This is a genomic window from Cytobacillus sp. FSL W7-1323, assembly GCF_038595015.1.
In the GTDB taxonomy this organism is placed as follows: domain Bacteria; phylum Bacillota; class Bacilli; order Bacillales; family Cytobacillaceae; genus Cytobacillus; species Cytobacillus kochii.
This window is the reverse complement of the sequence record NZ_CP151998.1, coordinates 3,228,270-3,253,837: the sequence shown is the minus strand read 5'-3', so window position 1 is coordinate 3,253,837 and position 25,568 is coordinate 3,228,270. Positions and strand designations below refer to the sequence as shown.

Here is a 25,568-nt window from a genome sequence, read left to right as displayed (position 1 = left end):
AAAGGTCGCTATTTTAAATGAGTAAAAGTTTATTTTGTCTTGGAGTGAGGAAAATCAAGAATGGTAGCAATTTTAAAAATATAAATAAATGGGCTAAACCGTATACTTACAAGTTGTAATGTAACTTAATTTTTGATAACATACAATTAAGTTACATTAAAATTTCTAGGAGGAAATCCTGTGGAGTTTGTGGATCCGATTAAGGATATAGAAGACATTAACAAAATTAAATCAGAATTAAGATTGCATTCACAAAGGGATGTACTCCTGTTTGTCTTAGGGATTAATACAGGGATAAGAGTGAGTGATTTATTATTTTTAAAGGTTAAAGATTTATGGGAGGAAGAGGGCTTAAAAGAATTTTTATATATTAAGGATGAAAAGAATGGTGATTCTCGTGCATTTTATTTAAATAACAGCATTTTGAAAGAACTAGCTTCTTATATGAAGTTATTTAAATTAAATGACAACGATTATTTATTTAAATCTAAAAAGAACAAACAACCTATTACAAGGCAACAAGCTTACCGTATCATTAACCAAGCGGCAAAAAAGGTTGGTGTACAAGGGAAAATTGGTACGCATACATTAAGAAAAACTTTTGGTTACCATGCCTATCGAAAAGGAATTGCCATTTCCATTCTAATGAACATATACAATCACAATACGCCAGCTGAAACGTTAAGGTATATTGGGATTGATAAATTCGATAAAAAGCTAATAAAAGTAGATGTCAATTTATAAAAAAAACACCTCCATATAATTGGAGGCGTTAAGAGGAAAGAAAGTATTATTTTTCATCTTCCTCGTCAAATTCAGGAGCCATATCAACGTTTTTGAAATCTTTTATGACATCATCTGTACATTCAACCTGCAGTGTTTTTTTATCTTTCATGAACTTAAACACACCATTATTAAAATCGGTACCGAGATCTTTGAAGAATATACCTTCATATTCTACATCATTAGAATATTTGAAAGTGAGTCGATAATGGTCCCCGTCCTTAATTAGATAAGCGCGAACACCTTTTTCAAAATGACCTTCTTCATCTTTTAATGATCGTGATACTGAGATAATATGCAGGTCGACAAAAGGTACTTCTCTTAATAGAGAGTTAATAATAGACCCTTTTGCAATTTGCTCCCAGCGGCTTTGAGCCGTTTGCCCAAGAATGATTTGTGTTATATTTTTTTCGCGAGCGACATCAGCAATAACTTTAGAAACAGGTCTTCTTTCATTATCTTTTAAAATGAAAGCATCAGCACTGTGCATTTCAGCTAATTGCTGCCATTTCGTAATATAATGAGACTTCTCTGCATCCATATCATCAAAAGGCTTAGGGTCAATCGTTAAAATATATAGAGGGCAATCCATCATGTTTGCAATCTTGCATCCACGCTGAATAAGTCTTTCACCATTTGGTCCATAATAGACGCATACTAAAATGCTTTCGTCCATACGTCCTTTAATTTTTTTCATGTTTTGTCACCTCGAAATAGATGTGAAATTCATAAAAATTTACATTTAATATCAATAAACTATGTATGACTATATCCTATGCGAATGAAACAGTCAATTAAAAAATGAAATTTAATGAATTCTGCCATTTTTGAAATGTGGCAAGATAGTTAGAAACATTATTTTCCCCTAATTAAAACATTAATGTAATGGATAAATTAACATAAGACAGAATAAGTATGTCACCCCATTTTTAAAAAGCTTTTTTTATTAATATTCACCTATTCACAGTCATTTCAGGAGGAGGGACTACGGTTGACGATATTGCACATCATGATTTTAATTCCATTTGTTTTTGCGATTTTTGTCCCGCTGTTATATAAATACTTCAATAAAAGATTGCATACAGGTTGGTTTGTTATTCTAATTCCTATTATTATATTCGTTTATTTGCTTCAATTAATTCCTAAAATATCCTCAGGAGCAACAATATACGAAACGATACCATGGATCCCCTCGTTTGGTATTAATTTAGATATGTATGTAGATGGATTAAGTTTGATCTTTGGATTACTAATCACGGGTATTGGTGCACTCGTTATTTTATATTCGATTTATTATTTATCAAAAGAAAAGGAAGCACTTCACAATTTTTATGTGTATCTCCTTCTTTTTATGGGAGCGATGCTAGGACTTGTATTCTCAGATAATATACTTGTTCTATATGTTTTCTGGGAATTAACGAGTATCTCATCCTTTTTATTAATTGCCTATTGGTATGAGAGAGAAAAATCCAGATATGGTGCGCAAAAATCAATGTTAATTACGATTTTTGGCGGCTTAGCGATGTTGTCTGGTTTTATTATGCTATCGATGATAACGGACACGTATAGCATTAGAGAAATGTTTGCTATGAGTGAGACAATCATTGCTCATGATTTATTCTTACCAGCAATGATATTAATTTTACTAGGTGCTTTTACAAAATCAGCACAGTTTCCTTTTAGTATTTGGTTACCTGATGCAATGGAGGCGCCTACACCAATTAGTGCTTATTTGCATTCAGCAACAATGGTTAAAGCAGGAATTTATTTAGTTGCAAGATTAACCCCCATATTTGGTGGTACAGCAGAATGGTTTTGGATTATATCAATTGTTGGATTAATTACGCTATTGTATGGTTCATTCAACGCTGTGAAACAAATTGATTTAAAAGGATTACTGGCATATTCCACCATCAGTCAATTGGGAATGATTATGAGCTTGCTTGGAATTGGATCAGCTGCCCTTTATTTCGGTTACGGAAATGAAGCTGCTGTGTATGCAGCGGCGATTACAGCAGCTATTTTTCATATGATTAATCACTCTACATTTAAAGGTGCCTTATTTATGGTAGTGGGCATCGTTGACCATGAAACTGGTACGCGTGATATTAGACGTCTAGGTGGTTTAATGACTGTTATGCCTATCACATTTACAGTTGCCTTAATTGGTTCATTTGCAATGGCAGGTCTACCACCATTTAATGGGTTTTTAAGTAAGGAAATGTTTTTTGCATCTGTTGTTAAAGTAACGGAAATGGATGTATTTAATATGGAAACATTAGGTATACTGTTTCCAATTATCGCTTGGGTTGCGAGTGTTTTTACCTTTATATACAGTATGATTCTTGTCTTTAAGACATTTAGAGGGAAATATAAACCAGATCGATTAGAGAAGAAGGCGCATGAAGCACCAATAGGCATGCTTATTTCACCTATTATCCTTGCGTCATTGGTTATTGTTATTTTCTTCTTTCCTAATGTGATTGCTGATTTATTATTAGTTCCTGCCGTATCAGCGATTCTTCCTTCTTTAATAGAAGAAGGTGTACTGAATATCCATATTTCAGCTTGGCATGGATTTTCAGCCGAATTATATATGACAATTGGCGTCGTTGTTGTAGGAACAATCATGTATCTAATGTTGAAAAAGTGGACCAAAGTTTATCGTCTATATCCACAAAATTTAACCATTAATGCACTATACAATAATAGTTTGGAAACATCGCAAAGAATAGCAGCAAGTGTGACAAATAAATATATGACGGGGTACACGCGTGATTATCTTGCTTATATATTTACATTCTTCGTGTTATTAATTGGTGGTACATTAATCATTACTAATTCTATTACGATTGATTTGACCAATGATGCCCCTGTGAACATTTTTGAGTTAGCCATTATGTTCTCCATGCTAGTAGCTGCATTTACAATACTATTAGCGAAATCAAGGTTGACTGCTATTATCTCACTAGGTGTTTTAGGTTATTTAGTATCCTTGTTCTTCGTCATTTTTAGAGCACCAGATTTAGCTTTAACTCAACTAGTAGTAGAAACGGTCACTACAGCCTTATTCTTGCTTTGCTTTTTTCATTTACCAAAATTCAAAGAGCAAACGCAAAAGCATAAAAAAGGTGTTCCATTTAAGCCATTGAATTTAATTATATCGATTGCGGTTGGTGCAGTGGTAACAGTGTTCGCGTTTTCGGCAAATGGTACACAAATATTTGAACCGATAGCAAGTTATTATGAGGATTCATATGAATTAGCAGGAGCGAAGAATATCGTAAATGCGATATTAGTTGATTTCAGGGGTATTGATACGATGTTAGAAATCTTTGTGCTATGTATTACAGCATTAAGTGTATATACACTGATTAAATTACGATTTTCAAGGAGGGAGAAATAATGAAAAAGCCTAATGATATTATTTTAAGGGCTGTAACGAATGTAGCAGTAGTCATTATTCTTACCTTTGCTGTTTACTTGTTTTTTGCTGGACATCACAATCCAGGAGGCGGATTTATTGGAGGGTTAGCTTTCGCAGCAGCTCTCACGCTCTTGTTTTTAACATATGATATTGATTCAATTAGAGTTAACTTTCCGTTTGACTTTAAAGTTTTAACAGCTGTTGGTGTGCTTATAGCGGTATTTACTGGAGTGGGAGGAATCTTATTTGATCAGCCGTTCCTATTCCAAGCTTTTGATTATTTCGACTTACCAATATTCGGGAAAACCGAATTAGCGACTGCTGTGCTCTTTGATGTAGGTGTAGCTTTAGCTGTTATTGGAACAGCAATGGTTATTATTATGACAATTAGTGAGGATCGATAATATGGAAACTTTAATGTCGATCTTAATTGGTGTTTTATTTACAATCGGTACGTATTTAATATTAACGAAGAGCTTGATAAGAATTATTTTAGGAACTTCAATTATTAGTCATGGTGTTCATTTGCTTATTCTTACGATGGGGGGCTTAAAAAGTGGAGGTCCGCCTTTATTGGGGATAGATACAACAACCTTTACGGATGCGCTTCCTCAAGCTCTTATTTTAACTGCTATAGTTATCAATTTCGCAACGACAGCCTTGTTTCTCGTGTTAAGTTACCGAGCCTATCAAGAGCTGGGGACGGATAACACTGCAGAAATGAGAGGTGACGAGAATGAATAACTTAGTCATTATGCCGATCATTGTACCTCTTATTATTGGTTTAGTGATGGTCATATTTAGACAGAAAATACTTTTCCATAAGATTTTAAGTGTGTTTACGCTAATAGCTACGGGAGTTATTTCAGGATTTTTGATTTACCAGGTGAAATATAATGGTATTCAAACATTACAATTAGGTGGTTGGGAAGCGCCTTTTGGTGTCAGTATGGTAGCGGATATGTTTTCGGGACTACTTTTATTGACAACAAGTATTGTTGGTCTACTTTGTCTTATCTTTGCTTTTGGTTCCATTGGTGAGGATCGAGAAAGGCATTACTTTTATCCCCTGTTCCTATTCTTAATTACAGGAGTAAATGGTTCTTTTCTCACAGGTGATGTTTTTAACTTATTCGTGTGTTTTGAAGTAATGTTAATCTCCTCCTATGCATTAATCACGTTAGGTGGAGAGAAGAAGCAATTAAGAGAGTCAATCAAATATGTGTTAATCAACCTACTAGCATCTTTCCTATTTTTAGCAGCTGTTGCGTATTTATATTCAGTAACAGGGACGATTAATATGGCACATTTAGCAGAACGTGTAGGAGAAGTAGGGCAGAGTGGGATTATTACTGCAGTGGCAATGATGTTTTTATTTGTCTTTAGTTTAAAGGCGGGTTTATTCTTATTCTTTTGGTTACCGGGTTCTTATAGTGCACCTCCAACAGCTGTAGCGGCAATCTTTGCAGCGCTACTTACGAAAGTAGGAATATACGCGATCTTTAGATTCTTTACTTTGATTTTTTATCATCAACCTGAGGTTACACATTTAATTATTGGTATTATGGCTGCTATTACTATGCTGCTCGGTGCAATTGGTGCCATTGCCTTTAATGATATTAAAAAGATTTTAACATATAATGTCATAGTTGGTGTTGGATTTATATTAGCAGGCTTAGCTACGTATACACATGAAGGATTAACTGGTTCAATCTATTATTTAATACACGATATGGTGATTAAAGCAGTTATTTTCCTTATCGGCGGTGTGATTATTGCTCTTGTAGGTACAAGCAAACTGAATGATATTAGTGGTCTAATTAAGACACACCCTTACCTAGGATGGATGTTCTTTATTGTTGCTCTTTCAATAGCGGGTATTCCTCCATTAAGCGGTTTTATCGGCAAAGTATATATAACAGAAGGAACCTTTGCGGTTGGCTATTACTGGCTAGGGGCAATTGGGTTAATAACGAGTTTAATGGTGCTCTTTTCTGTCATGAAGATATTTATGAACAGCTTTTGGGGAGAAACGATTCTATCAGAAGATATGGAAAAGAGCAGCACGAAAGGTGTCATGTTTCCAATAGTAACACTCGTTTTGTTAACAGTTGGACTTGGATTAGGCGCAGAGGGATTATATGATTACGTGAATATAGCTGTTGAATCTTTAATGAATCCTTCTTCTTATATTGAAGCCGTTTTACTAGGGTATAGCGATTAATATCATTCTAATAGAAAGGGCGGTGAGCGAGCATGGCTATGCAAGTACTAGTCAATTTATTCATTGCTGCGTTATGGATGTTTTTGCAGGATGAATGGAGTTTTTTATCTTTTTTTAGTGGTTATATTGTAGGGATATTTATTTTATTTTTAATAAGAAGATTTTTTGATGATAATTTTTATATCGTTACTTTTATGAACATCCTTAGTCTTTTGTTAGTGTTTATTCATGAGCTATTTACATCTAGTATGGAAGTTGTGAAACAAGTAATTAAACCAAAACTAGATATTAGGCCAGGCATTTTTACATTGGAGACAGAATTAGAAGGTGATATCGAATTAGCATTGCTTTCTTTTCTCCTTTGTTTAACACCAGGTTCGGTAGTGGTTGAGGTAGGAAATGATAACAAAACGTTTTATGTTCATGGACTTGATATCCCAACTTCGAGTGAATCGCTATTAAAGTCCAAGGTTCGATTCGAAAAGTCTATTAAGAGGGTGACAGGAAGATGATTGAGAGTTTATTAGTAGTTGCATTATGTTTTCTTGTCCTATCTATTTTAGCAGCAGTATATCGGCTTATTAAGGGTCCGTCTATTCCGGATCGCGTGCAGGCACTTGATAATATAGGAGTAAATATTATTGCGGCGATAGCGATCATTTCTATATTCATGCGGACGAGTGCGTTCTTTTCAGTCATGTTATTACTGGGGATTTTATCGTTTATTGGTACGATAGCCTTTGCGCGTTTCCTAGAGAGGGGGAAAGTCATTGAATCTGACCGTAACAAGTGAGTTAGGAGCAGGGATTCTCATTATTATAGGGACATTGTTTAGTTTTCTTAGTGCAATCGGTATTTTGCGTTTACCAGATGTATATACAAGGTCTCATGCAGCTTCAAAGAGTTCGACGATTGGTGTGTTATTTACGCTTGTAGGTACTTTAATCTTTTTTCTTGTTCATGAAGGTGTCTTTAGTATTCGATTAATATTAGTCATTTTCTTTGTTTTTTTAACTGCACCTGTATCAGCGCATCTCATCTCACGCTCCGCTTATCGCTCAAAAGTTCCAATGGCTGATGTCACTGTTCAAGATGAGTTAAAGAAAGTATTGGTAGGGAAAGATCGGGAAGGAGACCAGTCTTAATGGCTGGTTTTTTCTTTTATTCCCTAAGCGGCGATAATCTTGCAAACGTGTGCAATTAATTTGCAATGGTTAGTCCACTATTCTCAGTGGTCTGCAGGTGAAAGGAATGATAGTCGTAGCGTAAATAGATATCCTTTTTTCTTCAAGACGATTTTGTAGTATAATGGTGGGAGGTATGCAAAAGAGGGAGAGAATAAATTTTGTTTGAATATATTATTGGTCGTGTTGACTTCATCGGGCCAGAATACATTGTAGTTGAGAATAATGGGATTGGGTACCAAGTAATTACACCAAACCCATTTAGATATACGACCGATCAAGAAGTGAAAATTTATACATATCATCATGTCAGAGAAGATATTGAATCACTATATGGTTTTACATCACGACAGGAAAAAGCTTTATTCATGAAATTGCTCAATGTAACTGGTATTGGTCCAAAAGGAGCACTGGCAGTTCTTGCTACAGGTCAGCCAGAAGCGGTTGTTCATGCAATTGAGCATGAAGATGAGGCATTTCTTGTGAAGTTCCCAGGTGTAGGTAAAAAAACGGCTAGGCAGATGATTCTTGATTTAAAAGGGAAACTAGTTGATATTGTACCAGACTTGTTACCGAACTTATTTACAGAAGAGAAACAAATAAAAAGTAATCGAAACCATGAATTAGATGAAGCTCTTTTGGCGTTAAAAGCACTAGGCTATTCTGATAAAGAATTAAAGAAAATAACGAAAGATTTAAGTGCTGAAACATTAACTACCGATCAGTATATTAAATTGGCTTTGCAAAAGCTGCTTAAGTAAGAAAGAAGGCAAGGCATGGAAGGATGGTTAACAAATGGATGAGCGTATTATATCAGGAGAAGCGGATCATCAGGATACCTCATTTGAATATAGCTTACGTCCACAAACCTTAGCACAGTATATCGGCCAAGATCAGGTAAAGGAGAATTTGCGCATCTTCATAGAAGCAGCGAAAATGCGTAATGAAACCTTGGATCATGTTCTTCTTTACGGACCACCAGGCCTAGGAAAAACTACTTTAGCAACGATTATTAGTAATGAGATGGGCGTTAATATTCGGACAACAGCAGGGCCAGCCATTGAACGGCCTGGTGATTTAGCGGCTGTCTTGACTTCACTTGAGCCTGGTGATGTATTATTTATAGATGAGATTCATCGTTTGCCAAGGGCAATAGAAGAAGTATTATACCCGGCAATGGAGGATTTTTGTCTTGATATCGTGATTGGAAAAGGCCCAAGTGCTCGTTCTGTCAGACTGGATCTTCCCCCTTTTACTTTAGTTGGTGCTACAACGAGAGCAGGCTCTTTATCTGCACCTTTAAGGGATAGGTTCGGGGTTATGAGTAGACTGGAATATTATAATGAGGGACAACTAAAGGAAATCGTTGTAAGAACAGCGGCGATTCTCGATACAGAAATAGACGAAGAAGCGGCAGATGAGATTGCTCGACGCTCAAGAGGAACCCCTCGTATTGCAAACCGATTGCTTCGTAGAGTTAGGGATTATGCTCAAGTGCGAGGGGATGGTGCAGTAAACCAACAGTTTGCAAACGAGGCATTAGAGATGTTACAGGTCGATAGATTAGGCTTAGATCATATTGATCATAAGTTACTTAGGGGCATGATTGAGCGCTTTCGCGGTGGTCCAGTAGGATTAGAGACGATTGCTGCAACCATTGGAGAAGAAGCACATACGATAGAAGATGTGTACGAACCCTATTTATTACAAATTGGTTTTTTACAAAGGACACCAAGGGGCAGAATTGCGACACAGCTTGTTTATCAACATTTTCAAATGGAGGTGCCATCCAATTGCCAAAATGGTTCATGATTATTGGTGGTCTTCTATTTGTTATTGGTTTTCTTATGCATTTTTTCAATTTAGGAAAGCTCCCTGGAGATATTGTATTTAGAAAAGGGAATACAACTGTTTATTTCCCAATTGTAACGTCAATTATTATTAGTGTGATACTTTCCTTAATTGTCTATTTTATTGGGAAGTCACGTTAAATTATTCAAAAGTTGGAGACGAGACAAAATGAAAGTAGATTTATTTGATTTTAATTTACCAGAAGAGTTAATTGCGCAAACACCGCTTAAAGACAGAACAAGTAGCCGATTAATGGTATTAGATAAGGAGACGGGAGCGGTCCGTCATGACGTGTTTAAACATATTTTAGAATATTTACAGCCAGGTGATGCACTAGTATTGAATGATACAAGAGTATTGCCAGCACGACTTTTTGGAATGAAAGAAGAAACGGGAGCAAAATTAGAAGTGTTACTGTTGAAACAGCTTGAAAATGATCAATGGGAAACACTTGTAAAGCCAGCAAAACGGGTGAAAGTAGGGACAGAAATTATCTTTGGCGATGGTCAGCTGAAAGCGGTATGCCTTGAAGAGAGTGAACATGGTGGACGTGTTCTCAAGTTCAAATATGAAGGGATTTTTTACGAGGTATTAGAGCAATTAGGTGAAATGCCATTGCCACCCTATATTAAAGAACAACTAGAGGATCGAGATCGTTATCAAACGGTTTATGCAAAGGAGAATGGCTCTGCTGCAGCACCTACAGCTGGTTTACATTTTACTGAAGAACTATTAGAAGAAATAAAAGCGCGTGGAATTGAGATTCTTTTCATTACCCTTCATGTGGGTTTAGGTACGTTCAGACCAGTAAATGTAGATGACATTGATCATCATGAAATGCACGCCGAGTTCTATCAAATGACAAAAGAAACAGCTCAAACGTTGAACCGAATTCGGGAAAGTGGTCATAAAATCATCAGTGTTGGTACAACTTCAACAAGAACACTTGAAACAATTGCTACTGCTTTTAACGGACGTTTTGAAGAGTCAAGTGGTTGGACTGATATCTTTATCTTCCCTGGGTATGAATTTAAGGCGATTGATGGCATGATCACGAATTTTCACTTACCAAAATCAACGTTGATTATGCTTATTAGTGCATTGGCTGGTCGTGAGCATGTGCTTGAAGCATATAAGCAAGCAGTAGAAGAAAGGTATCGTTTCTTTAGTTTTGGAGATGCAATGTTTATTAAATAAAAGAGTTTGATATGGAAAAGGAGTTACGTCATGACAGCTATACGTTATGAATTGATAAAAACATGTAAACAAACAGGTGCGAGACTTGGACGTGTTCACACACCTCACGGCTCATTTGAAACACCTGTTTTCATGCCAGTAGGTACGCTAGCGACGGTGAAAACAATGTCACCGGAAGATCTAGTGAATATGGGGGCAGGAATAATTTTAAGTAATACGTATCATCTATGGTTACGGCCTGGACATGAGTTGATAAAGGAAGCGGGAGGCTTACATGAATTCATGAATTGGGATCGTGCTATTTTAACTGATTCCGGTGGATTCCAAGTATTTAGTCTCAGTGATTTTAGAAAGATTGAAGAAGAGGGTGTCCATTTCCGTAATCATTTGAATGGAGATAAACTATTTCTTTCACCTGAAAAGGCCATGCAAATACAAAACGCACTGGGCTCAGATATTATGATGGCATTTGATGAATGTCCACCTTTCCCAGCAACACATGAATATATGAAAAAATCTGTTGAGCGAACATCTAGGTGGGCCGAGAGATGTTTAGAAGCACATGAACGACCAAACGACCAAGGTTTATTTGGTATTGTTCAAGGTGGCGAATATAATGATTTACGTGCTCAAAGTGCGAAAGACCTTGTTTCACTTGATTTTCCTGGCTATGCAATAGGGGGGTTATCAGTTGGGGAACCAAAGGATATAATGAATAGAGTGTTGGAAGAAACAACACCACTTCTGCCCAATCATAAGCCTCGTTATTTAATGGGTGTCGGTTCACCGGATTCCTTAATTGATGGTGCGATTCGTGGGGTAGATATGTTTGATTGTGTATTACCAACAAGGATTGCAAGAAATGGCACGTTAATGACTAGCGAAGGAAGATTAGTTGTTAAAAATGCGAAGTATGCACGTGACTTTGGTCCACTAGATGAGAATTGCGATTGCTATACTTGTCGAAATTATAGTCGTGCCTATATAAGACACTTAATAAAATGTGACGAAACTTTCGGAATAAGGCTTACAACTTATCATAACCTTTATTTTCTGTTAAAATTAATGGAAAAGGTCAGAGAGGCAATCAGAGAGGATCGTCTAGGTGACTTTAGAGAAGAATTTTTCGAGAAATATGGTTTTAATAAGCCGAACGCGAAAAACTTCTAATACTTGAAAGGAGGGGAAAAGAGAATATGGATATTTTAGCTACTATTGGGCCGTTAGTCATTATGTTTGTGCTGTTTTATTTCCTTTTAATCAGACCACAACAAAAACGTCAAAAAGCGGTTAATCAAATGCAGAATAGTCTGAAAAAAGGCGATAAAGTAGTTACAATCGGTGGTTTACATGGTTTTGTAGATGCAATCGATGAGGACAAAGTCGTTATCAAGTGTGGCGATGGAAGCCGTCTTACATACGACCGTCAAGCGATTCGTGAAGTAACTGAATCAGCTCCCGGTACCGTTTAAGAATGAAAAAGCTGTTTGAAGTAGTTTCCCTACTTCAAACAGCTTTTTTCATTTTCACTTAACTCCTATTTTGATTTTGAACTCATGTTTACACCTAAAATACCACCCATCATTGCAATGAGAATATAGCAAATAAAGTATACGATTTGTTGAGGATTAAATAGTTTATCAAACCCGAGATATTGGAATAAAAAAATAATGATTGTATAAATCGCACCAGTTATCCCGCCGAGCATCCATCCCCTTTGTTTTCCTTTCCCACCTGAAATGAAACCTCCAGTAAAGAGAGCAATAAAAGAAATGGCTGTCATTACATATTGAACAGAAGACTCTTGTAAGGAAGTAAACCTCAATATAAGAGCGAAAATAAAACTACTAACAATTGCCAATGTGAAAATGGCTATAAGGCCATGTAAAACGGAAGTCCCTAATGCCTTCGATTCTTCGATTGGAAACCTCCCCTTTCTCTTTTGATAAAATTCCTTTGTACAAGCATATTCTGCGGATGGCAAAATAGAAGCAAAATCATAAAATATTTCTTACTCTATTTGATTAAATTGAGAAGTCCTGTACAAGCTAATCTTATAAAGAGGTGGCTATGTTGGAAGAATATTTTATTGTTATATTTCGAACGATTTTACTATATGTTTTAATGACTATCATCTATCGTATCATGGGGAAAAGGGAAATTGGTGAGCTTAGTATACTTGATTTAGTCATTTCGATAATGATTGCTGAGTTGGCAGTTGTTGCGATTGAGAAGAGTGACGAGAAATTATTTAGGAATATTCTTCCTATGCTTATTCTGATGGTTGTACAGATTATTTCCGCCTATTGGTCCTTAAAAAGTAAGAAAATGAGGGATCTTGTTGATGGAAAACCAGTCATTTTAATTAATAAAGGGAAGATTGATGAGAAAGCGATGAAAAAACTGCGCTACAATTTAGATGATCTCCTTATGCAACTACGTGAAAAAGATATTTCACTTATATCTGATGTCGAATATGCAATACTAGAGGTATCCGGGAGCTTGTCTGTGATTGAAAAGAGCAATCAGTCATCACAAGCGGACCTTACCCCAACATTTACCCTTCCTCTTGTCATGGACGGGAGAATAAATAGTGAAAACTTAGCATTAATCAATAAGGATGAAGAATGGTTGAAGAAAGAATTAAAGGAAAAAGGGGTTCATGATATTTCAAGGGTGTCCTTATGTAGTTTTGAAAATAATACATTTTATATTGATTTAATTGATGAGAAATAGAAAAGATGTTCATGGGTAGAAAAAACTGAGTGTGTAAATCTAGTCACTCAGTTTTTTATATGAAGGCTATCTAAACATAAATTTCGCTAAAAACTGACCGACTCCCGGAAGTCCTTGTACATCACCTTTTCTAATGAGCTTTGTGAAAATCATGATGATTAGATAGAGTAAACTCATAATCATTGCCCCACATAGGATAGTAGGTACGATGGTGAAATTTAGGTACTTAATTGTAATATATCCGATATAACCGGTTAGGAGCATAGCGCCCGATGTGATTAAGTATTCACGCATATGAATGGTATAAGAAATGGCTTTTAACAAAGTGGCGAAATGCAGTAGAGTAACTAATACAAAGCCGACAATTAACCCGAGCGCTACTCCTGTAATACCAAAGGCAGGCTGGCTTCCAAGAATAAAGATAACCGCAATTTTAGCAACCGCACCAATCAGGCTATTGATCATGGCAGCACGTGCTAAATCTAGGGCTTGTAGCGCAGACTGCAGTGGCTGTTGGAAATAGTAGAATAGGAAAAGAGGCGCCATTAATTTTAGGAAGTCGGTACCTGTTGTCGAACCATACATGACAGTCATTAATGGTTCAGCCAGAATATAAATAACTACAACTGAAAGACCACCTGTGGTTAAAGAAATCCTTAATGCTTGCTGCAGACGATATTCAATTAAATGAAAGTTATTTACTGCTTTCGCTTCGCTAATGGCAGGTACGAGTGAGGTGGAGAGCGCCATATTAATGAATGATGGTAGCATTAACAAAGGAAGAGCAAATCCGGTTAAGGCACCATATCCTTCTGTAGCAGCAATAGTAGAAACACCAGCTATAGCAAGACTATAAGTTACAACAATTGGCTCTAAAAACCAAGCGACAGAACCGATCATTCTACTTCCAGTCGTAGGTAATGCCACTTCCATAAGTTGTTTAAACGTATCCTTGCCCTTACGGATATGTTGGAAAAATTGTCTTCGTACCTTAAACTTCTTTTTTAATTTAAATGATGCTAGTAAATAAATGAGTGACGCTAATTCGCCAATTACGGATGCAAGCATAGCTCCCGCTGCAGCATATTCAATCCCGTATGGCAAAAATGCTTTAGTTAGTGCAGCAATTAATGTGATTCTTACAACTTGTTCAATAAGTTGTGAATAAGCGGCCGGCTTCATATTTTGCTTACCTTGGAAATATCCGCGTATGACAGAAGAGACGGCAATAATCGGCACAACAGGTGCGATAGCTAATAATGGATATAGCGTCCTGTTATCTGTTAATAAATGCTCTGAAAGATAGGGAGTTAATAAAATTAAAGCTGGTGTAAATAAGATCGATAATGATAATGTACTAGCTAATGAAACAATGAGGATTTTTTTTGTTTTTTCCGTATCTCCTCTTGCTTCCGCTTCCGCCACATTTTTTGAAATTGCTACGGGTAAACCAAGCTGTGTAATTGTTACGACTAGAATAAATGTAGGAAAAGCCATCATATAAAGACCGACACCTTCAGCTCCAATGAACCTTGCGATGACAATCCGATTAATAAACCCGAGTACTCTAGTTACAAGTCCAGCAAATAAGAGAATAATCGTTCCTTGAATAAATTTCGACATTGTACACCCTGCCTTCTCAAATGAAAGGTATTCATATACAATTAATCTATATGCAAGAAGATGGACAAAGCATGACAAGCTTTCGTAATTAAAGTGAGTTATATTTAAAAAAAGGAGAGTTGAATTTGAAAATGCATGCCTATGATATTTTTTTCGAAGAGGTAGAACCTGCAATTGATGTAAAAATCGATGAGTTTCGCTTTCTTGGATATGAACATGTGACAAGAGCGCAATTATGGGAATACTTAAAGAAGAAAAAGTGGAAAACACCTAAATCAACGATACGATTATTTGAAATTGTGGAAGATGTTTTAGGGATAAAAGTTGGAGAATTTATTAACTATACAACTGTTGAAGCTTATATGGACACAGAATTTTCTCTGGAAAATGCTGAGGAAATGAAGGAATTACTAAAATAGAACGAGTTAGTTATCCATCACTTAGTACTCTAGTCATAAACGTTTATCTCAACAACTATGTTGATAAAATTGACAGTCCCTTCCTCTTGTTTCATAATAATAATATTGCGCTTGAGAAAGGTTTTCATTAAACGGTTATAATCATATTTACTTCGTTTATCCTGTTAGAAAAGTCACGGTAAAAAGCTCAATATTTGGGCTTGTTTGGAAAGTGAGGAGGAAATATACATAATGGTAAAGCGTAGCAGAATTCTATCATTTTTTCTAATCATTATTTTATTTGCAAGTTTGATGGGATTCACTTCGAAAGATATTTTAGGAGATGTAAAGCTTGGTCTTGATTTGCAAGGTGGGTTTGAAGTGCTTTATGAGGTGTCGCCTGCAAAAGAAGGCCAAGAAATTGACCAAGCTGCAATGTCAGCAACAGCACAATCCCTAGATCGCCGAATTAATGTCCTTGGTGTAAGTGAACCCAATATTCAAATTGAAGGGGACAACCGCATTAGGGTGCAACTGGCTGGAGTAACAGATCAAGAGCAAGCTAGGGAAATGCTTTCAACTGAGGCCAATCTAACGTTTAGAGACGTGGATGATAATGTGTTGATGGATGGGAGTGACCTTGTTGAAGGGGGAGCATCACAAACATTCGATGAAAATGGTCGTCCGAGCGTCTCTATTAAGTTAAAGAGTGCGGATAAGTTTAGAGAAGTTACTCAAGAAATTGTAAACAAACCAGCAGGGGAGAATCTACTGGTCATTTGGTTAGATTTTGAAGAAGGAGATTCATTCGCCGAAGAAGCGACAAAAGAAGATCCTAAATACTTATCAGCCCCACAAGTGAGTCAAGTATTTAATCAAGATTCGGTTTCAATTGTAGGTAACTTTACTTTAGAAGAAGCAAAAACTTTATCTGATTTATTATCGGCAGGCTCATTACCAGTTAAGTTAGATGAAGTCTATTCGACTTCTGTTGGTGCACAATTTGGTGAGTCAGCATTAGATAAAACCATTATTGGCGGAATAATAGGTATTGCTGCGATTTTCATCTTTATGATTGCTTATTACCGACTTCCTGGAGTCATTGCAGTCATCACTTTATCTGTTTACTTATATTTGACATTAGTCGTATTTAATCTGATGAATGCGGTACTCACATTACCTGGTGTGGCGGCATTAATTCTTGGAGTGGGTATGGCAGTAGATGCAAATATTATTACTTATGAAAGAATAAAAGATGAAATAAGAGTGGGCCGTTCGATTAAAGCTGCATTTAAAGCAGGTAGTAAAAACTCTTTATCAACTATTTTTGATGCCAATTTAACGACATTGTTAGCAGCTGGCGTATTGTTTATTTATGGGACAAGTTCTGTAAAAGGGTTTGCTACGACTTTAATTTTAAGTATTTTGATGAGTTTCATTACGGCTGTATACGGAGCTAGATTACTACTCTGGTTATGTGTAAATAGTAACCTGTTTAAAAACATGCCAGGCATGTTCGGTGTTCATAAGAAAGATATACACCAATTAAATGAAAACCTAGATACAGTAGACTTAACAACTAAATTTGACCGCTTTGACTTCGTTAAACATCGGAAAAAATACTATAGTTTTTCTGGCTTGATGATCGTCCTAGGAATTATTATGCTCTTTATATTCGGCTTAAACTTGAGCATTGACTTTTCACAAGGAACAAGAATTGAGCAAATGTCTAATGAGCCGTTAACGGAAGACGGTTATCAAGCATCTTTAGCAGAAATAGGTATAGAAACGGACGATATCGTTATTTCCGGTAATAATAATGAAATTGGTGTCGCCCGTATAAAAGACGAGGTATTCAATAAAGAACAAATTGCTGAGTATCAATCACAACTAGAAGATGAATATGGAAGTATTCCTAACATTAGTACTGTTACCCCAACAGTAGGTAAAGAAATAGCGATGAATGCAATAAAAGCATTAGCCATAGCGGCCATAGGAATTATTCTGTATGTCACCATCCGTTTCGAATGGAGGATGGCTTTAGCCGCAGTACTAGCTTTATTGCATGACGCCTTCTTTATTGTTGTTATATTTAGTGTGACAAGGCTAGAAGCGGATCTTACATTTATAGCTGCTGTCTTAACCATTGTTGGTTATTCAATCAATGATACAATCGTTACATTTGACCGCATACGTGAGAATATGGTTAGGAAGAAGAAAATTAAAACCTTTGAGGAGCTTGCGCAAATAGCTAATCAAAGTTTGCGGCAAACGCTGGGTCGATCAATTAATACCATTATTACAGTCGTACTAGCTGTACTCGGACTGTTGATATTTGGTAGTGAAGCGATACGTAACTTTAATATTGCTTTATTAATAGGGTTAATTGCCGGTACTTATTCATCTATCTTCCTTGCGACACAAATGTGGCTATCATGGAAAGGTATGCAACTGAAAAAGCATGGTGTATTAATTACTTATAAAGAAAAGAAACAGAAAACGGACGAACCACAAGTTTAAAAGAAGATATCAAGCATCTGCATAAAATGGCAGATGCTTTTTTTATCGCTTTTATAACATAGATGTCACTATATTCATTGCTAAATCGCAAGTATGGGTTTAGTAAGGTATATAGGTGGTATTGCTAGGTCTTTATTGTTTGCTCTCGTTTTTTATCCCCTCCATTTAGAGTCAGTATTAGTTAAAGTAGGAGGCACGCTCTAGTTATGGTTATGATTTTAGTTGTTATGGAAATAATAGGTAGATGAATGATCAAGAGGGGGATTTTTAAATGCTTGTTGAGAAAGAAGTGAGGTTTAAACGGGCCGAGAATGCAGCAATTTTAGGAATGGGGGCAAATATTGCCCTAGCTATTTTCAAATGGGTAATTGGAGTTCACTCTGGTAGTAAAGCTTTAATAGCGGATGCGATCCATTCAGCATCTGATGTAGCAGGTTCACTCGCTGTTTATATTGGCTTAATTGCAGCTAAAAGGCCTCCAGATGAGGACCATCCATATGGACACGGTAAAGCTGAATTAATTGCTGCAATTATTGTTGCTGTATTTCTATTCTTTGTTGGTATTGAGATTTTCATATCATCATTTCAATCATTATTTCAACCTGTTGAAGCTCCGAAGGTATACGCGATTATTGCTGTGATTGTTTCCATCCTAGTAAAAGAGGGAATGTTTAGATATAAGTTTAAACTGGGAAAAGAGTTAAATAGTGATGCACTTATTGTAAATGCCTATGAACACCGCTCAGATGTCTATTCCTCATTAGCTGCATTAATTGGTATAGGTAGTGCGATTATAGGAGGAAAATTAGGGCTCAATTGGCTAGAATATGCGGACCCTGTCATTGGTTTAGTAGTAGCTTTTATGATTCTCCATATGGCTTTTCAACTAGGGAAGGAAGCCATTCATAATACAATGGATCATGTGTTAAGCCCTGAGGCATCAAGTTATCTATTTTCTGCTGTCGATAAAGTAGAAGGAATTAAACGAATAGAAGAGCTGCATGCAAGAGAGCATGGGCATTACTTAATTATTGATTTAAAGATAGCCGTAGACCCATCTCTCACTGTTGAAGACGGTCATCTCATTGTAAAAAATGCAAAAGAAAAACTAATGGCTTTTCATCAAGTGCAAAACGTTTTTATTCAAATGATTCCATATGATCATACATAGGAGGGGAATAAATGAAAAATCAATGGATTATATTACTCAGTATTGTTTTTACATTAATTGTCGCTATTTTTGCTGTTATTAACGTCGATCCTGTTACGGTTAATTATCTATTCGGCGAAAGTAGTTGGCCGCTGATTCTCGTTATTTTAAGTTCTGTATTAATGGGAGGTCTCATTGTTAGTTCAGTCGGTTTAATAAAAATTTTTAATTTACAAAGAGAAGTTAAATCGTTGAAAAAACAGTTAGTAGCGCTTAAAGGAAATGAGGGACAAAAAGAAGCAGATAAAACTCATCAAGTGAAAAGTGAATTTCATGATGCTAAACAATTAAAGGTAAGCAACAACAAAGAATAATTGAAACGAATGCGACGCTCTAGTATAATGTAAAAGTTGAGGGGTGAACGTATGTTACATTCTAAAACGCGTTGGAATGTTCGTCAATCAGATGAAGCCTCTGTAGAGGAACTCATAAACGGATTAAATATTTCATCTGCGTTGGCTACATTACTTGTTAATCGCGGCTTTAATACCGTCGAATCAGCACGGTATTTTTTATTTGATGAAAAAAAAGAATTTCACGATCCTTTCTTATTAAATGATATGGATTTGGCTGTTTCGCGTATACAACGAGCGATTAAAAATAACGAATCGATTATGATTTTTGGAGACTATGATGCCGATGGTGTTACGAGTACTACTGTCATGATGAGAACATTAACATCACTAGGAGCAGATGTGCAATTTTACATACCTAACCGGTTTACGGAAGGTTATGGGCCAAATGTTCCGGCATTTCAATATGCTAGTGATATCGGTGTTTCGTTAATTATTACTGTTGATACAGGAATTGCTGCTATCGAACCTGCGCAAGCGGTTAAAGAAATGGGAATCGATTTAATTATTACGGATCATCATGAACCAGGCCCTGTCTTGCCAGAGTGTCTGGCAATCATTCATCCGAAACTTCCTGACAGTCGTTATCCTTTCAAAGAACTTGCTGGAGTTGGTGTAGCATTTAAGCTTGCTCATGCTCTATTAGGTAATGTGCCAAATGATTTATTAGAGTTTGTTGCAATTGGTACAGTTGCAGACCTTGTTTCATTGACGGATGAAAATCGGTTAATTGTGAAGAAAGGTCTTAAAAAGCTGCAATCAACACAGAATCTTGGTATCAGATCATTAATATCGTTAGCTAATGTCAAATTAGCAGAGATGACAGAAGAGACAATCGGCTTTACGATTGCACCAAGATTAAATGCTGTAGGTAGATTAGATTCTGCGGACCCTGCAGTGGAATTGTTATTAACTGAAGATGCGCTTGAGGCTGAAGCGTTAGCTGAAGAAATCGACCAAATGAATAAAGAGCGACAATCAATTGTTCATACCATGGCTGAAGAAGCGATTCAACAAGTTGAGGCGGAATATCCAATTGAGGAAAATCCGGTCATTGTAGTAGGTAAAGAAGGTTGGAACCCTGGGGTTGTTGGAATTGTGGCTTCAAGGCTAGTAGAGAAATATTATCGTCCTGTTATATGTCTAAGTTTCGATTCACAACAAGGAATAGCTAAAGGATCTGCGAGGAGTATAACTGGCTTTGATCTGTTTCATAATCTGTCGCAATCTCGAGATATCCTTCCTCATTTTGGTGGTCACCCAATGGCTGCAGGAATGACCTTGAAACTTGATGATGTTGACATACTTCGTCAAAGGCTTATCCAGCTTGCGAAGGAACAGTTAAACGAAGATGACTTTATACCGATTACTAATCTAGATGCTGAATTAAGGGTAGCTGATGTTAATTTAGAAATGATCGCTGAAATACAACAATTGGCACCGTTTGGTATTGATAATCCTAAGCCGAAAGTAATGTTAAAAGAGGCGAATGTCAGTCTGTTAAAGAGAATTGGGACCAATAAAACACATCTGAAGATTACATTAGAAGATAATGATGTGACATTGGATGGAATTGGATTTGGATTTGGAGAATACGCAGAACAAATTTCTATGGATGCTAGTCTTGCTATTGTAGGGGAACTTTCTATTAACGAATGGAATAATATAAAGAAGCCACAAGTCTTTATCCAAGATATACGTATACAAGAATGGCAATTATTTGATATTAGAGGCGCTAAACGTTTAGACACAATTGTCACACATGTCCATCATGAAACCTCTGAATGGATCGTATTTAATAAGGAAAATCATGAAAAATTTTTACCTTATAATCCCAATGTATCGTTGATTCTGTCTGACGAAGAGGCAGAAAATATTATATTAGATGGTAAGCATGTGGTTTTTTGTGATTTACCACCACAAAAGGAAAGACTAGAGGCTATTTTGCGTGGGAAAAGTCCAGAAAGAATTTATTGTCATTTCTATCAAACAAATGATATATTCTCTATGGCGACTCCAAACCGTGACCATTTTAAATGGTACTATGCGCTCATTGCTAAGAGAGGGCCTTTTAACCTTGAAGAAAGAAAAGCAGAGGTAGCTAAATTTAAAGGCTGGCAAGTTTCTTATATTGATTTTATGACTGAAGTGTTTTTTGAACTAGAATTTGTTAAAATAGATAATGGGATGATTTCTCTTAGTGATGCAAAACAAAAGAGAGATTTATCGGAATCACAGGCTTTTTGCATAAAGCAACAACAAGTGAAGTTAGAAAATGAATTGCTTTATTCAAAAGCAGGTCAATTAAAAGATTGGTTTGATGGGCTGCTTCAGAATGCCTATGTGAATTGAGGAGGCAAAGGAAAGAAGATGGATTTAAAACAATATATTACTATAGTAGAGGATTGGCCAAAACCAGGTATCACATTTAAAGATATTACTACATTAATGGATAATGGTGATGCTTATAGATATGCAACAGACCAAATTGTTACTTATGCGAAAGAAAAACAGATTGACCTTGTTGTCGGGCCAGAAGCGCGTGGATTTATAATTGGATGTCCAGTAGCTTATTCTTTAGGAGTAGGATTTGCACCTGTTCGTAAAGAAGGTAAACTACCTAGAGAAACGGTAAAAGTAGATTATGGTCTGGAATATGGTAAAGATGTCTTAACTATCCATAAAGATGCGATTAAGCCTGGTCAACGCGTATTAATCACGGACGATCTTCTAGCTACAGGTGGAACCATTGAGGCAACAATAAAATTAGTAGAAGAACTAGGTGGAGTTGTTGCAGGTATTGCCTTCTTAATCGAGTTAAGCTATTTAGATGGTAAAGAGAAATTAAAGGATTATGATGTTTTAACTTTAATGACTTATTAATAGATTCTAGAGAGCACTATATGTGTTCTCTTTTTTTATTAATAGTTATTTTTAGGATAATTAAGGAGAAATTGGAATTAATTATTAGTAATTTCGACAAATTCTACGTTTTTTTGTAAAAATAAAACGCTAGCTCTTTACATCTATGTTATTTTTTTCGATAATAGTAACAATCGTTTCTTTTTTCTTAATGATATATATTTATTTTGTATAAGGAAAAGAAGATATTACACATGGTTATGGTTATTAAAAATAATTTGGGATAAAGGTGATTCCATGGCGAACGATCAGGTGTTGACCGCCGAACAAGTCATCGATAGGACAAGAGAATATTTGAATGAAGAGCATGCCCAGTTCGTCAAAAGAGCTTACGAATTCGCTAAGTCTGCTCATAGTGAACAATACCGTAAATCAGGTGAACCGTACATTATTCACCCTATTCAAGTAGCGGGAATATTAGCGGACCTGGAAATGGACCCAGCTACAGTAGCAGCTGGCTTTCTTCATGATGTTGTTGAGGATACTGAATCCACTTTAGAGGATATCGCGGAACATTTTAGTGAAGAAGTTGCTATGCTTGTAGATGGTGTAACAAAGCTGGGGAAGATTAAATATAAATCAAAAGAAGAACAGCAAGCAGAAAATCATCGTAAAATGTTTGTTGCCATGGCACAAGATATTAGAGTGATTTTAATAAAACTTGCAGATAGACTTCATAATATGCGGACGTTAAAACACTTACCTGCTGAGAAGCAAAGAAGAATCTCGAACGAAACTTTAGAGATTTTTGCTCCGCTTGCTCATAGACTAGGAATTTCTAAAATTAAGTGGGAATTAGAAGATACAGCTTTAAGATACTTGAATCCGCAGCAATATTATCGAATTGTTAACTTGATGAAGAAGAAGAGAGCAGAGAGGGAACAATATTTAGTAGATGTTATTGCGATGATGAGAGATCGTCTGGACGACGTAACCATTGAACCTGAGATTTCTGGTAGAGCTAAACATATTTATAGCATCTATCGAAAAATGGCTCTACAAAACAAACAATTCAATGAAATTTATGATCTACTAGCCGTAAGGATTGTGGTAAATAGCATAAAGGATTGTTATGCTGTTCTCGGTATTATCCACACGCATTGGAAACCAATGCCAGGCAGGTTTAAAGATTATATTGCGATGCCTAAGCAAAATATGTATCAATCATTGCATACAACAGTTATTGGTCCTAAAGGAGATCCATTAGAGGTGCAAATACGTACCTTTGATATGCATAGAATAGCTGAATTTGGTATCGCTGCTCATTGGGCTTATAAAGAAGGAACAAAGGTCGATGAAAATTCTTCATTTGAAGATAAATTAAAATGGTTTAGAGAGATATTGGATTTCCAAGATGATTCGGTTGGTGCCGAGGAGTTTATGGAATCGCTTAAGATGGACCTGTTTTCTGATATGGTCTATGTTTTTACGCCTAAAGGAGATGTCATTGAACTACCATCAGGCTCAGTACCAATAGATTTTGCCTATAGAATTCATTCAGAAATAGGTAATAAAACGATTGGTGCGAAAGTAAACGGTAAAATGGTAACACTTGATTATAAGTTGCAAACAGGGGATATTGTTGAAATATTAACTTCTAAGCATTCTTATGGGCCAAGTCAAGACTGGCTTAAATTAGCTCAATCTTCACAAGCAAAAAATAAGATTAGACAATTCTTCAAAAAGCAAAGAAAAGAAGAAAATGTTGAAAAAGGGCGCGAATTAATCGAAAAAGAGATTCGTAATATGGATTTTGAAGTAAAAGAGATTATGACCGCAGAAAATCTAAATCGTGTATCGGAAAAATATAATTTCCCATCTGAAGAAGATTTGTATGCTTCAGTTGGATATAATGGCATTACGGCATTACAGGTAGCCAATCGCCTAACTGAAAAGTTAAGAAAGCAAAGAGACCTTGAAGGTAAAAAAGATATATCCAATGCTGTAAGCGAATTGAAACAGCTTCCTCAAGCGAAAAAACGTGAATCAGGTGTACGCGTATCAGGAATTGATAACTTGCTTATTCGTTTATCGCGTTGTTGTAATCCGGTACCAGGTGATGAAATTGTCGGATTTATTACGAAGGGTAGAGGTGTCTCTGTCCATCGTGCGGACTGTACGAATATTAATACAGATGATGCGAAAGCAAGACTTATACCTGTTGAGTGGGAGACCGCTTTAAATGATCAGAAAGAGTATAATGTAGAAATAGAAATTACTGGCTATGATCGACGTGGATTATTGAATGAAGTGCTTCAGGCAGTAAATGAAGCGAAAACAAATATATCTGCAGTAACAGGTCGTTCGGACAAGAATAAAGCCGCTTCAATCAATATGTCGATCTCTATTCATAATGTAAACCATCTGCATAAAGTGGTAGAGCGTATTAAGCAGATACCCGATGTATATGCGGTTCGTCGAATTATGAATTAAAAGGAGTGGCTAGAGTTTTGAAAATTGTTGTTCAGAGAAGTAAAGCAGCCAAAGTGACTGTTGGTGAAAAAATAACTGGTAGCATTACGCATGGCTTTGTTTTGCTTGTTGGGATTACCCATGAGGATACGTTTGAAGATGCTGCTTATTTAGCTGATAAAATCGTTCATCTTCGTGTGTTCGATGATGAAGAAGGTAAAATGAATAGGTCATTACTTGATATACAAGGTGAAATTCTTTCTGTATCTCAATTCACCCTGTATGGGGACTGCCGTAAAGGGAGACGCCCTAACTTCATGAATGCTGCACGCCCTGAGAAAGCGTTAGACATCTATCTTCGCTTTAATGAAATGCTTGAGGAAAAAGGTGTCCACGTAGAAAAAGGTGAATTTGGTGCGATGATGGATGTATCTCTCACCAATGATGGTCCCGTTACACTCATTTTAGAAAGTAAATAAAAAATAAGACCCAACCTGAACAAATCTTGATTGAAGGGGATTTGATCAGGTTGATTTTTTGTTCTAATAATTGGGCGTTGTTTATGAGAGTTGAATGTGTTTGCTCGTACATTTCGCCAAAGATAGCGTAGGAAGAGGATTAATCGTACAAATAGAGTGGAATCGTTAAAGATAGCGTAGGAAAGTGAATGAGCTCGTGTATCTAGAGTGACAGCATCAAACATAGACGAGCAAAACTACATTACACAC

Annotated in this window: 26 protein-coding genes; 23 read left to right on the top strand and 3 right to left on the bottom strand. The window is 36.3% G+C overall.

Features of this window, described 5'->3' with window-relative positions; all coding sequences use genetic code 11:
• Nucleotides 1-180 precede the first annotated feature (180 nt).
• On the top strand, nucleotides 181-744 hold the full coding sequence (locus tag MKX67_RS16465) for a tyrosine-type recombinase/integrase (protein ID WP_095372424.1): 564 nt from the start codon (nucleotides 181-183) through the stop codon (nucleotides 742-744).
• Nucleotides 745-790: 46 nt separating this feature from the next.
• Here the strand turns inward: MKX67_RS16465 and MKX67_RS16460 are convergent, their stop codons facing one another.
• A complete protein-coding gene (locus tag MKX67_RS16460) occupies nucleotides 791-1,480 on the bottom strand; it encodes a universal stress protein (RefSeq protein WP_095372425.1) in 690 nt (229 codons plus the stop codon).
• A 294-nt stretch (nucleotides 1,481-1,774) separates the two neighbouring features.
• Between MKX67_RS16460 and MKX67_RS16455 the strand changes: the two genes are divergently transcribed.
• The 13 genes from MKX67_RS16455 (at nucleotide 1,775) to yajC (ending at nucleotide 12,138) form a co-directional block, all read left to right on the top strand.
• A complete protein-coding gene (locus MKX67_RS16455) occupies nucleotides 1,775-4,189 on the top strand; it encodes a Na+/H+ antiporter subunit A (RefSeq protein WP_157733924.1) in 2,415 nt (804 codons plus the stop codon).
• Nucleotides 4,189-4,614, top strand: a complete 426-nt coding sequence (locus tag MKX67_RS16450) for a Na(+)/H(+) antiporter subunit B (RefSeq protein ID WP_095372426.1) — start codon at nucleotides 4,189-4,191, stop codon at nucleotides 4,612-4,614. Before MKX67_RS16455 ends, MKX67_RS16450 begins: the two co-directional genes overlap by 1 nt.
• A 1-nt stretch (nucleotide 4,615) precedes the next feature.
• The gene (locus MKX67_RS16445; protein ID WP_095372427.1) at nucleotides 4,616-4,954 is read left to right on the top strand and encodes a Na(+)/H(+) antiporter subunit C; all 339 of its coding nucleotides are present in this window, start codon (nucleotides 4,616-4,618) and stop codon (nucleotides 4,952-4,954) included.
• Nucleotides 4,947-6,434, top strand: a complete 1,488-nt coding sequence (locus tag MKX67_RS16440; protein WP_095372428.1) for a Na+/H+ antiporter subunit D — start codon at nucleotides 4,947-4,949, stop codon at nucleotides 6,432-6,434. The genes MKX67_RS16445 and MKX67_RS16440 overlap by 8 nt, the downstream gene beginning before the upstream one ends.
• A 32-nt stretch (nucleotides 6,435-6,466) precedes the next feature.
• On the top strand, nucleotides 6,467-6,946 hold the full coding sequence (locus tag MKX67_RS16435; RefSeq protein ID WP_095372429.1) for a Na+/H+ antiporter subunit E: 480 nt from the start codon (nucleotides 6,467-6,469) through the stop codon (nucleotides 6,944-6,946).
• The gene (locus MKX67_RS16430) at nucleotides 6,943-7,227 is read left to right on the top strand and encodes a Na(+)/H(+) antiporter subunit F1 (RefSeq protein WP_095372430.1); all 285 of its coding nucleotides are present in this window, start codon (nucleotides 6,943-6,945) and stop codon (nucleotides 7,225-7,227) included. Before MKX67_RS16435 ends, MKX67_RS16430 begins: the two co-directional genes overlap by 4 nt.
• Nucleotides 7,211-7,579, top strand: a complete 369-nt coding sequence (gene mnhG / locus MKX67_RS16425) for a monovalent cation/H(+) antiporter subunit G (protein WP_218971986.1) — start codon at nucleotides 7,211-7,213, stop codon at nucleotides 7,577-7,579. The genes MKX67_RS16430 and mnhG overlap by 17 nt, the downstream gene beginning before the upstream one ends.
• Before the next feature lie 200 nt (nucleotides 7,580-7,779).
• Complete coding sequence (gene ruvA, locus MKX67_RS16420; RefSeq protein ID WP_095372432.1) at nucleotides 7,780-8,379, top strand: Holliday junction branch migration protein RuvA; 600 nt, start codon at nucleotides 7,780-7,782, stop codon at nucleotides 8,377-8,379.
• 34 nt (nucleotides 8,380-8,413) lie between these two features.
• A complete protein-coding gene (ruvB, locus tag MKX67_RS16415; protein WP_341051667.1) occupies nucleotides 8,414-9,430 on the top strand; it encodes a Holliday junction branch migration DNA helicase RuvB in 1,017 nt (338 codons plus the stop codon).
• A complete protein-coding gene (locus MKX67_RS16410) occupies nucleotides 9,427-9,609 on the top strand; it encodes a DUF2905 domain-containing protein (protein WP_095373638.1) in 183 nt (60 codons plus the stop codon). The genes ruvB and MKX67_RS16410 overlap by 4 nt, the downstream gene beginning before the upstream one ends.
• A gap of 28 nt (nucleotides 9,610-9,637) precedes the next feature.
• Nucleotides 9,638-10,666 (top strand): tRNA preQ1(34) S-adenosylmethionine ribosyltransferase-isomerase QueA, encoded by a 1,029-nt coding sequence (queA, locus tag MKX67_RS16405; RefSeq protein WP_342488463.1) that lies wholly within the window; start codon nucleotides 9,638-9,640, stop codon nucleotides 10,664-10,666.
• 30 nt (nucleotides 10,667-10,696) lie between these two features.
• Entirely contained in the window at nucleotides 10,697-11,836 is a 1,140-nt protein-coding gene (tgt, locus tag MKX67_RS16400; protein WP_095372434.1) for a tRNA guanosine(34) transglycosylase Tgt, read from the top strand.
• A gap of 26 nt (nucleotides 11,837-11,862) precedes the next feature.
• Nucleotides 11,863-12,138, top strand: a complete 276-nt coding sequence (gene yajC, locus MKX67_RS16395) for a preprotein translocase subunit YajC (protein WP_095372435.1) — start codon at nucleotides 11,863-11,865, stop codon at nucleotides 12,136-12,138.
• A 65-nt stretch (nucleotides 12,139-12,203) separates the two neighbouring features.
• On the opposite strand, the gene MKX67_RS16390 is transcribed toward yajC, so the two are convergent.
• Nucleotides 12,204-12,650: a TIGR04086 family membrane protein gene (locus MKX67_RS16390; RefSeq protein WP_324837515.1), complete on the bottom strand. Its 447-nt coding sequence runs from the start codon at nucleotides 12,648-12,650 to the stop codon at nucleotides 12,204-12,206.
• Nucleotides 12,651-12,736: 86 nt separating this feature from the next.
• On the opposite strand from MKX67_RS16390, the gene MKX67_RS16385 reads away from it, so the two are divergent.
• The gene (locus tag MKX67_RS16385) at nucleotides 12,737-13,402 is read left to right on the top strand and encodes a DUF421 domain-containing protein (RefSeq protein WP_307312774.1); all 666 of its coding nucleotides are present in this window, start codon (nucleotides 12,737-12,739) and stop codon (nucleotides 13,400-13,402) included.
• A 66-nt stretch (nucleotides 13,403-13,468) separates the two neighbouring features.
• Here MKX67_RS16385 and spoVB read toward each other — a convergent pair whose 3' ends face one another.
• Nucleotides 13,469-15,025 (bottom strand): stage V sporulation protein B, encoded by a 1,557-nt coding sequence (spoVB, locus tag MKX67_RS16380; protein ID WP_095372437.1) that lies wholly within the window; start codon nucleotides 15,023-15,025, stop codon nucleotides 13,469-13,471.
• A gap of 131 nt (nucleotides 15,026-15,156) precedes the next feature.
• Here spoVB and MKX67_RS16375 point away from each other — a divergent pair, with 131 nt between their 5' ends.
• From MKX67_RS16375 to dtd, 8 genes are all read left to right on the top strand, one after another.
• Entirely contained in the window at nucleotides 15,157-15,444 is a 288-nt protein-coding gene (locus MKX67_RS16375) for a post-transcriptional regulator (RefSeq protein ID WP_233435379.1), read from the top strand.
• Nucleotides 15,445-15,675: 231 nt separating this feature from the next.
• Nucleotides 15,676-17,943 (top strand): protein translocase subunit SecDF, encoded by a 2,268-nt coding sequence (gene secDF, locus MKX67_RS16370; protein WP_095372439.1) that lies wholly within the window; start codon nucleotides 15,676-15,678, stop codon nucleotides 17,941-17,943.
• A gap of 271 nt (nucleotides 17,944-18,214) precedes the next feature.
• Entirely contained in the window at nucleotides 18,215-19,114 is a 900-nt protein-coding gene (locus MKX67_RS16365) for a cation diffusion facilitator family transporter (protein ID WP_095372440.1), read from the top strand.
• An 11-nt stretch (nucleotides 19,115-19,125) separates the two neighbouring features.
• Nucleotides 19,126-19,467 carry a lipopolysaccharide assembly protein LapA domain-containing protein gene (locus MKX67_RS16360; protein ID WP_095372441.1) on the top strand — a complete coding sequence of 114 codons (342 nt, stop codon included), beginning with the start codon at nucleotides 19,126-19,128 and terminating at the stop codon, nucleotides 19,465-19,467.
• A 51-nt stretch (nucleotides 19,468-19,518) separates the two neighbouring features.
• The gene (gene recJ / locus MKX67_RS16355) at nucleotides 19,519-21,858 is read left to right on the top strand and encodes a single-stranded-DNA-specific exonuclease RecJ (RefSeq protein WP_341056600.1); all 2,340 of its coding nucleotides are present in this window, start codon (nucleotides 19,519-19,521) and stop codon (nucleotides 21,856-21,858) included.
• An 18-nt stretch (nucleotides 21,859-21,876) separates the two neighbouring features.
• A complete protein-coding gene (locus tag MKX67_RS16350) occupies nucleotides 21,877-22,389 on the top strand; it encodes an adenine phosphoribosyltransferase (protein WP_095372443.1) in 513 nt (170 codons plus the stop codon).
• A gap of 276 nt (nucleotides 22,390-22,665) precedes the next feature.
• A complete protein-coding gene (locus tag MKX67_RS16345) occupies nucleotides 22,666-24,861 on the top strand; it encodes a bifunctional (p)ppGpp synthetase/guanosine-3',5'-bis(diphosphate) 3'-pyrophosphohydrolase (RefSeq protein WP_095372444.1) in 2,196 nt (731 codons plus the stop codon).
• A gap of 17 nt (nucleotides 24,862-24,878) precedes the next feature.
• The gene (gene dtd, locus MKX67_RS16340; RefSeq protein WP_095372445.1) at nucleotides 24,879-25,319 is read left to right on the top strand and encodes a D-aminoacyl-tRNA deacylase; all 441 of its coding nucleotides are present in this window, start codon (nucleotides 24,879-24,881) and stop codon (nucleotides 25,317-25,319) included.
• Nucleotides 25,320-25,568: the final 249 nt, after the last annotated feature.

Coding starts and splice junctions, on each gene's coding strand:
- MKX67_RS16460 (WP_095372425.1), bottom strand. CDS start 1,480: ATGAAAAAAATTAAAGGACGTATGGACGAAAGCATTTTAGTATGCGTC.
- MKX67_RS16450 (WP_095372426.1), top strand. CDS start 4,189: ATGAAAAAGCCTAATGATATTATTTTAAGGGCTGTAACGAATGTAGCA.
- MKX67_RS16445 (WP_095372427.1), top strand. CDS start 4,616: ATGGAAACTTTAATGTCGATCTTAATTGGTGTTTTATTTACAATCGGT.
- MKX67_RS16440 (WP_095372428.1), top strand. CDS start 4,947: ATGAATAACTTAGTCATTATGCCGATCATTGTACCTCTTATTATTGGT.
- MKX67_RS16435 (WP_095372429.1), top strand. CDS start 6,467: ATGGCTATGCAAGTACTAGTCAATTTATTCATTGCTGCGTTATGGATG.
- MKX67_RS16430 (WP_095372430.1), top strand. CDS start 6,943: ATGATTGAGAGTTTATTAGTAGTTGCATTATGTTTTCTTGTCCTATCT.
- ruvB (WP_341051667.1), top strand. CDS start 8,414: ATGGATGAGCGTATTATATCAGGAGAAGCGGATCATCAGGATACCTCA.
- MKX67_RS16410 (WP_095373638.1), top strand. CDS start 9,427: ATGATTATTGGTGGTCTTCTATTTGTTATTGGTTTTCTTATGCATTTT.
- queA (WP_342488463.1), top strand. CDS start 9,638: ATGAAAGTAGATTTATTTGATTTTAATTTACCAGAAGAGTTAATTGCG.
- tgt (WP_095372434.1), top strand. CDS start 10,697: ATGACAGCTATACGTTATGAATTGATAAAAACATGTAAACAAACAGGT.
- yajC (WP_095372435.1), top strand. CDS start 11,863: ATGGATATTTTAGCTACTATTGGGCCGTTAGTCATTATGTTTGTGCTG.
- MKX67_RS16385 (WP_307312774.1), top strand. CDS start 12,737: ATGTTGGAAGAATATTTTATTGTTATATTTCGAACGATTTTACTATAT.
- spoVB (WP_095372437.1), bottom strand. CDS start 15,025: ATGTCGAAATTTATTCAAGGAACGATTATTCTCTTATTTGCTGGACTT.
- MKX67_RS16375 (WP_233435379.1), top strand. CDS start 15,157: ATGCATGCCTATGATATTTTTTTCGAAGAGGTAGAACCTGCAATTGAT.
- secDF (WP_095372439.1), top strand. CDS start 15,676: ATGGTAAAGCGTAGCAGAATTCTATCATTTTTTCTAATCATTATTTTA.
- MKX67_RS16365 (WP_095372440.1), top strand. CDS start 18,215: ATGCTTGTTGAGAAAGAAGTGAGGTTTAAACGGGCCGAGAATGCAGCA.
- MKX67_RS16360 (WP_095372441.1), top strand. CDS start 19,126: ATGAAAAATCAATGGATTATATTACTCAGTATTGTTTTTACATTAATT.
- recJ (WP_341056600.1), top strand. CDS start 19,519: ATGTTACATTCTAAAACGCGTTGGAATGTTCGTCAATCAGATGAAGCC.
- MKX67_RS16350 (WP_095372443.1), top strand. CDS start 21,877: ATGGATTTAAAACAATATATTACTATAGTAGAGGATTGGCCAAAACCA.
- MKX67_RS16345 (WP_095372444.1), top strand. CDS start 22,666: ATGGCGAACGATCAGGTGTTGACCGCCGAACAAGTCATCGATAGGACA.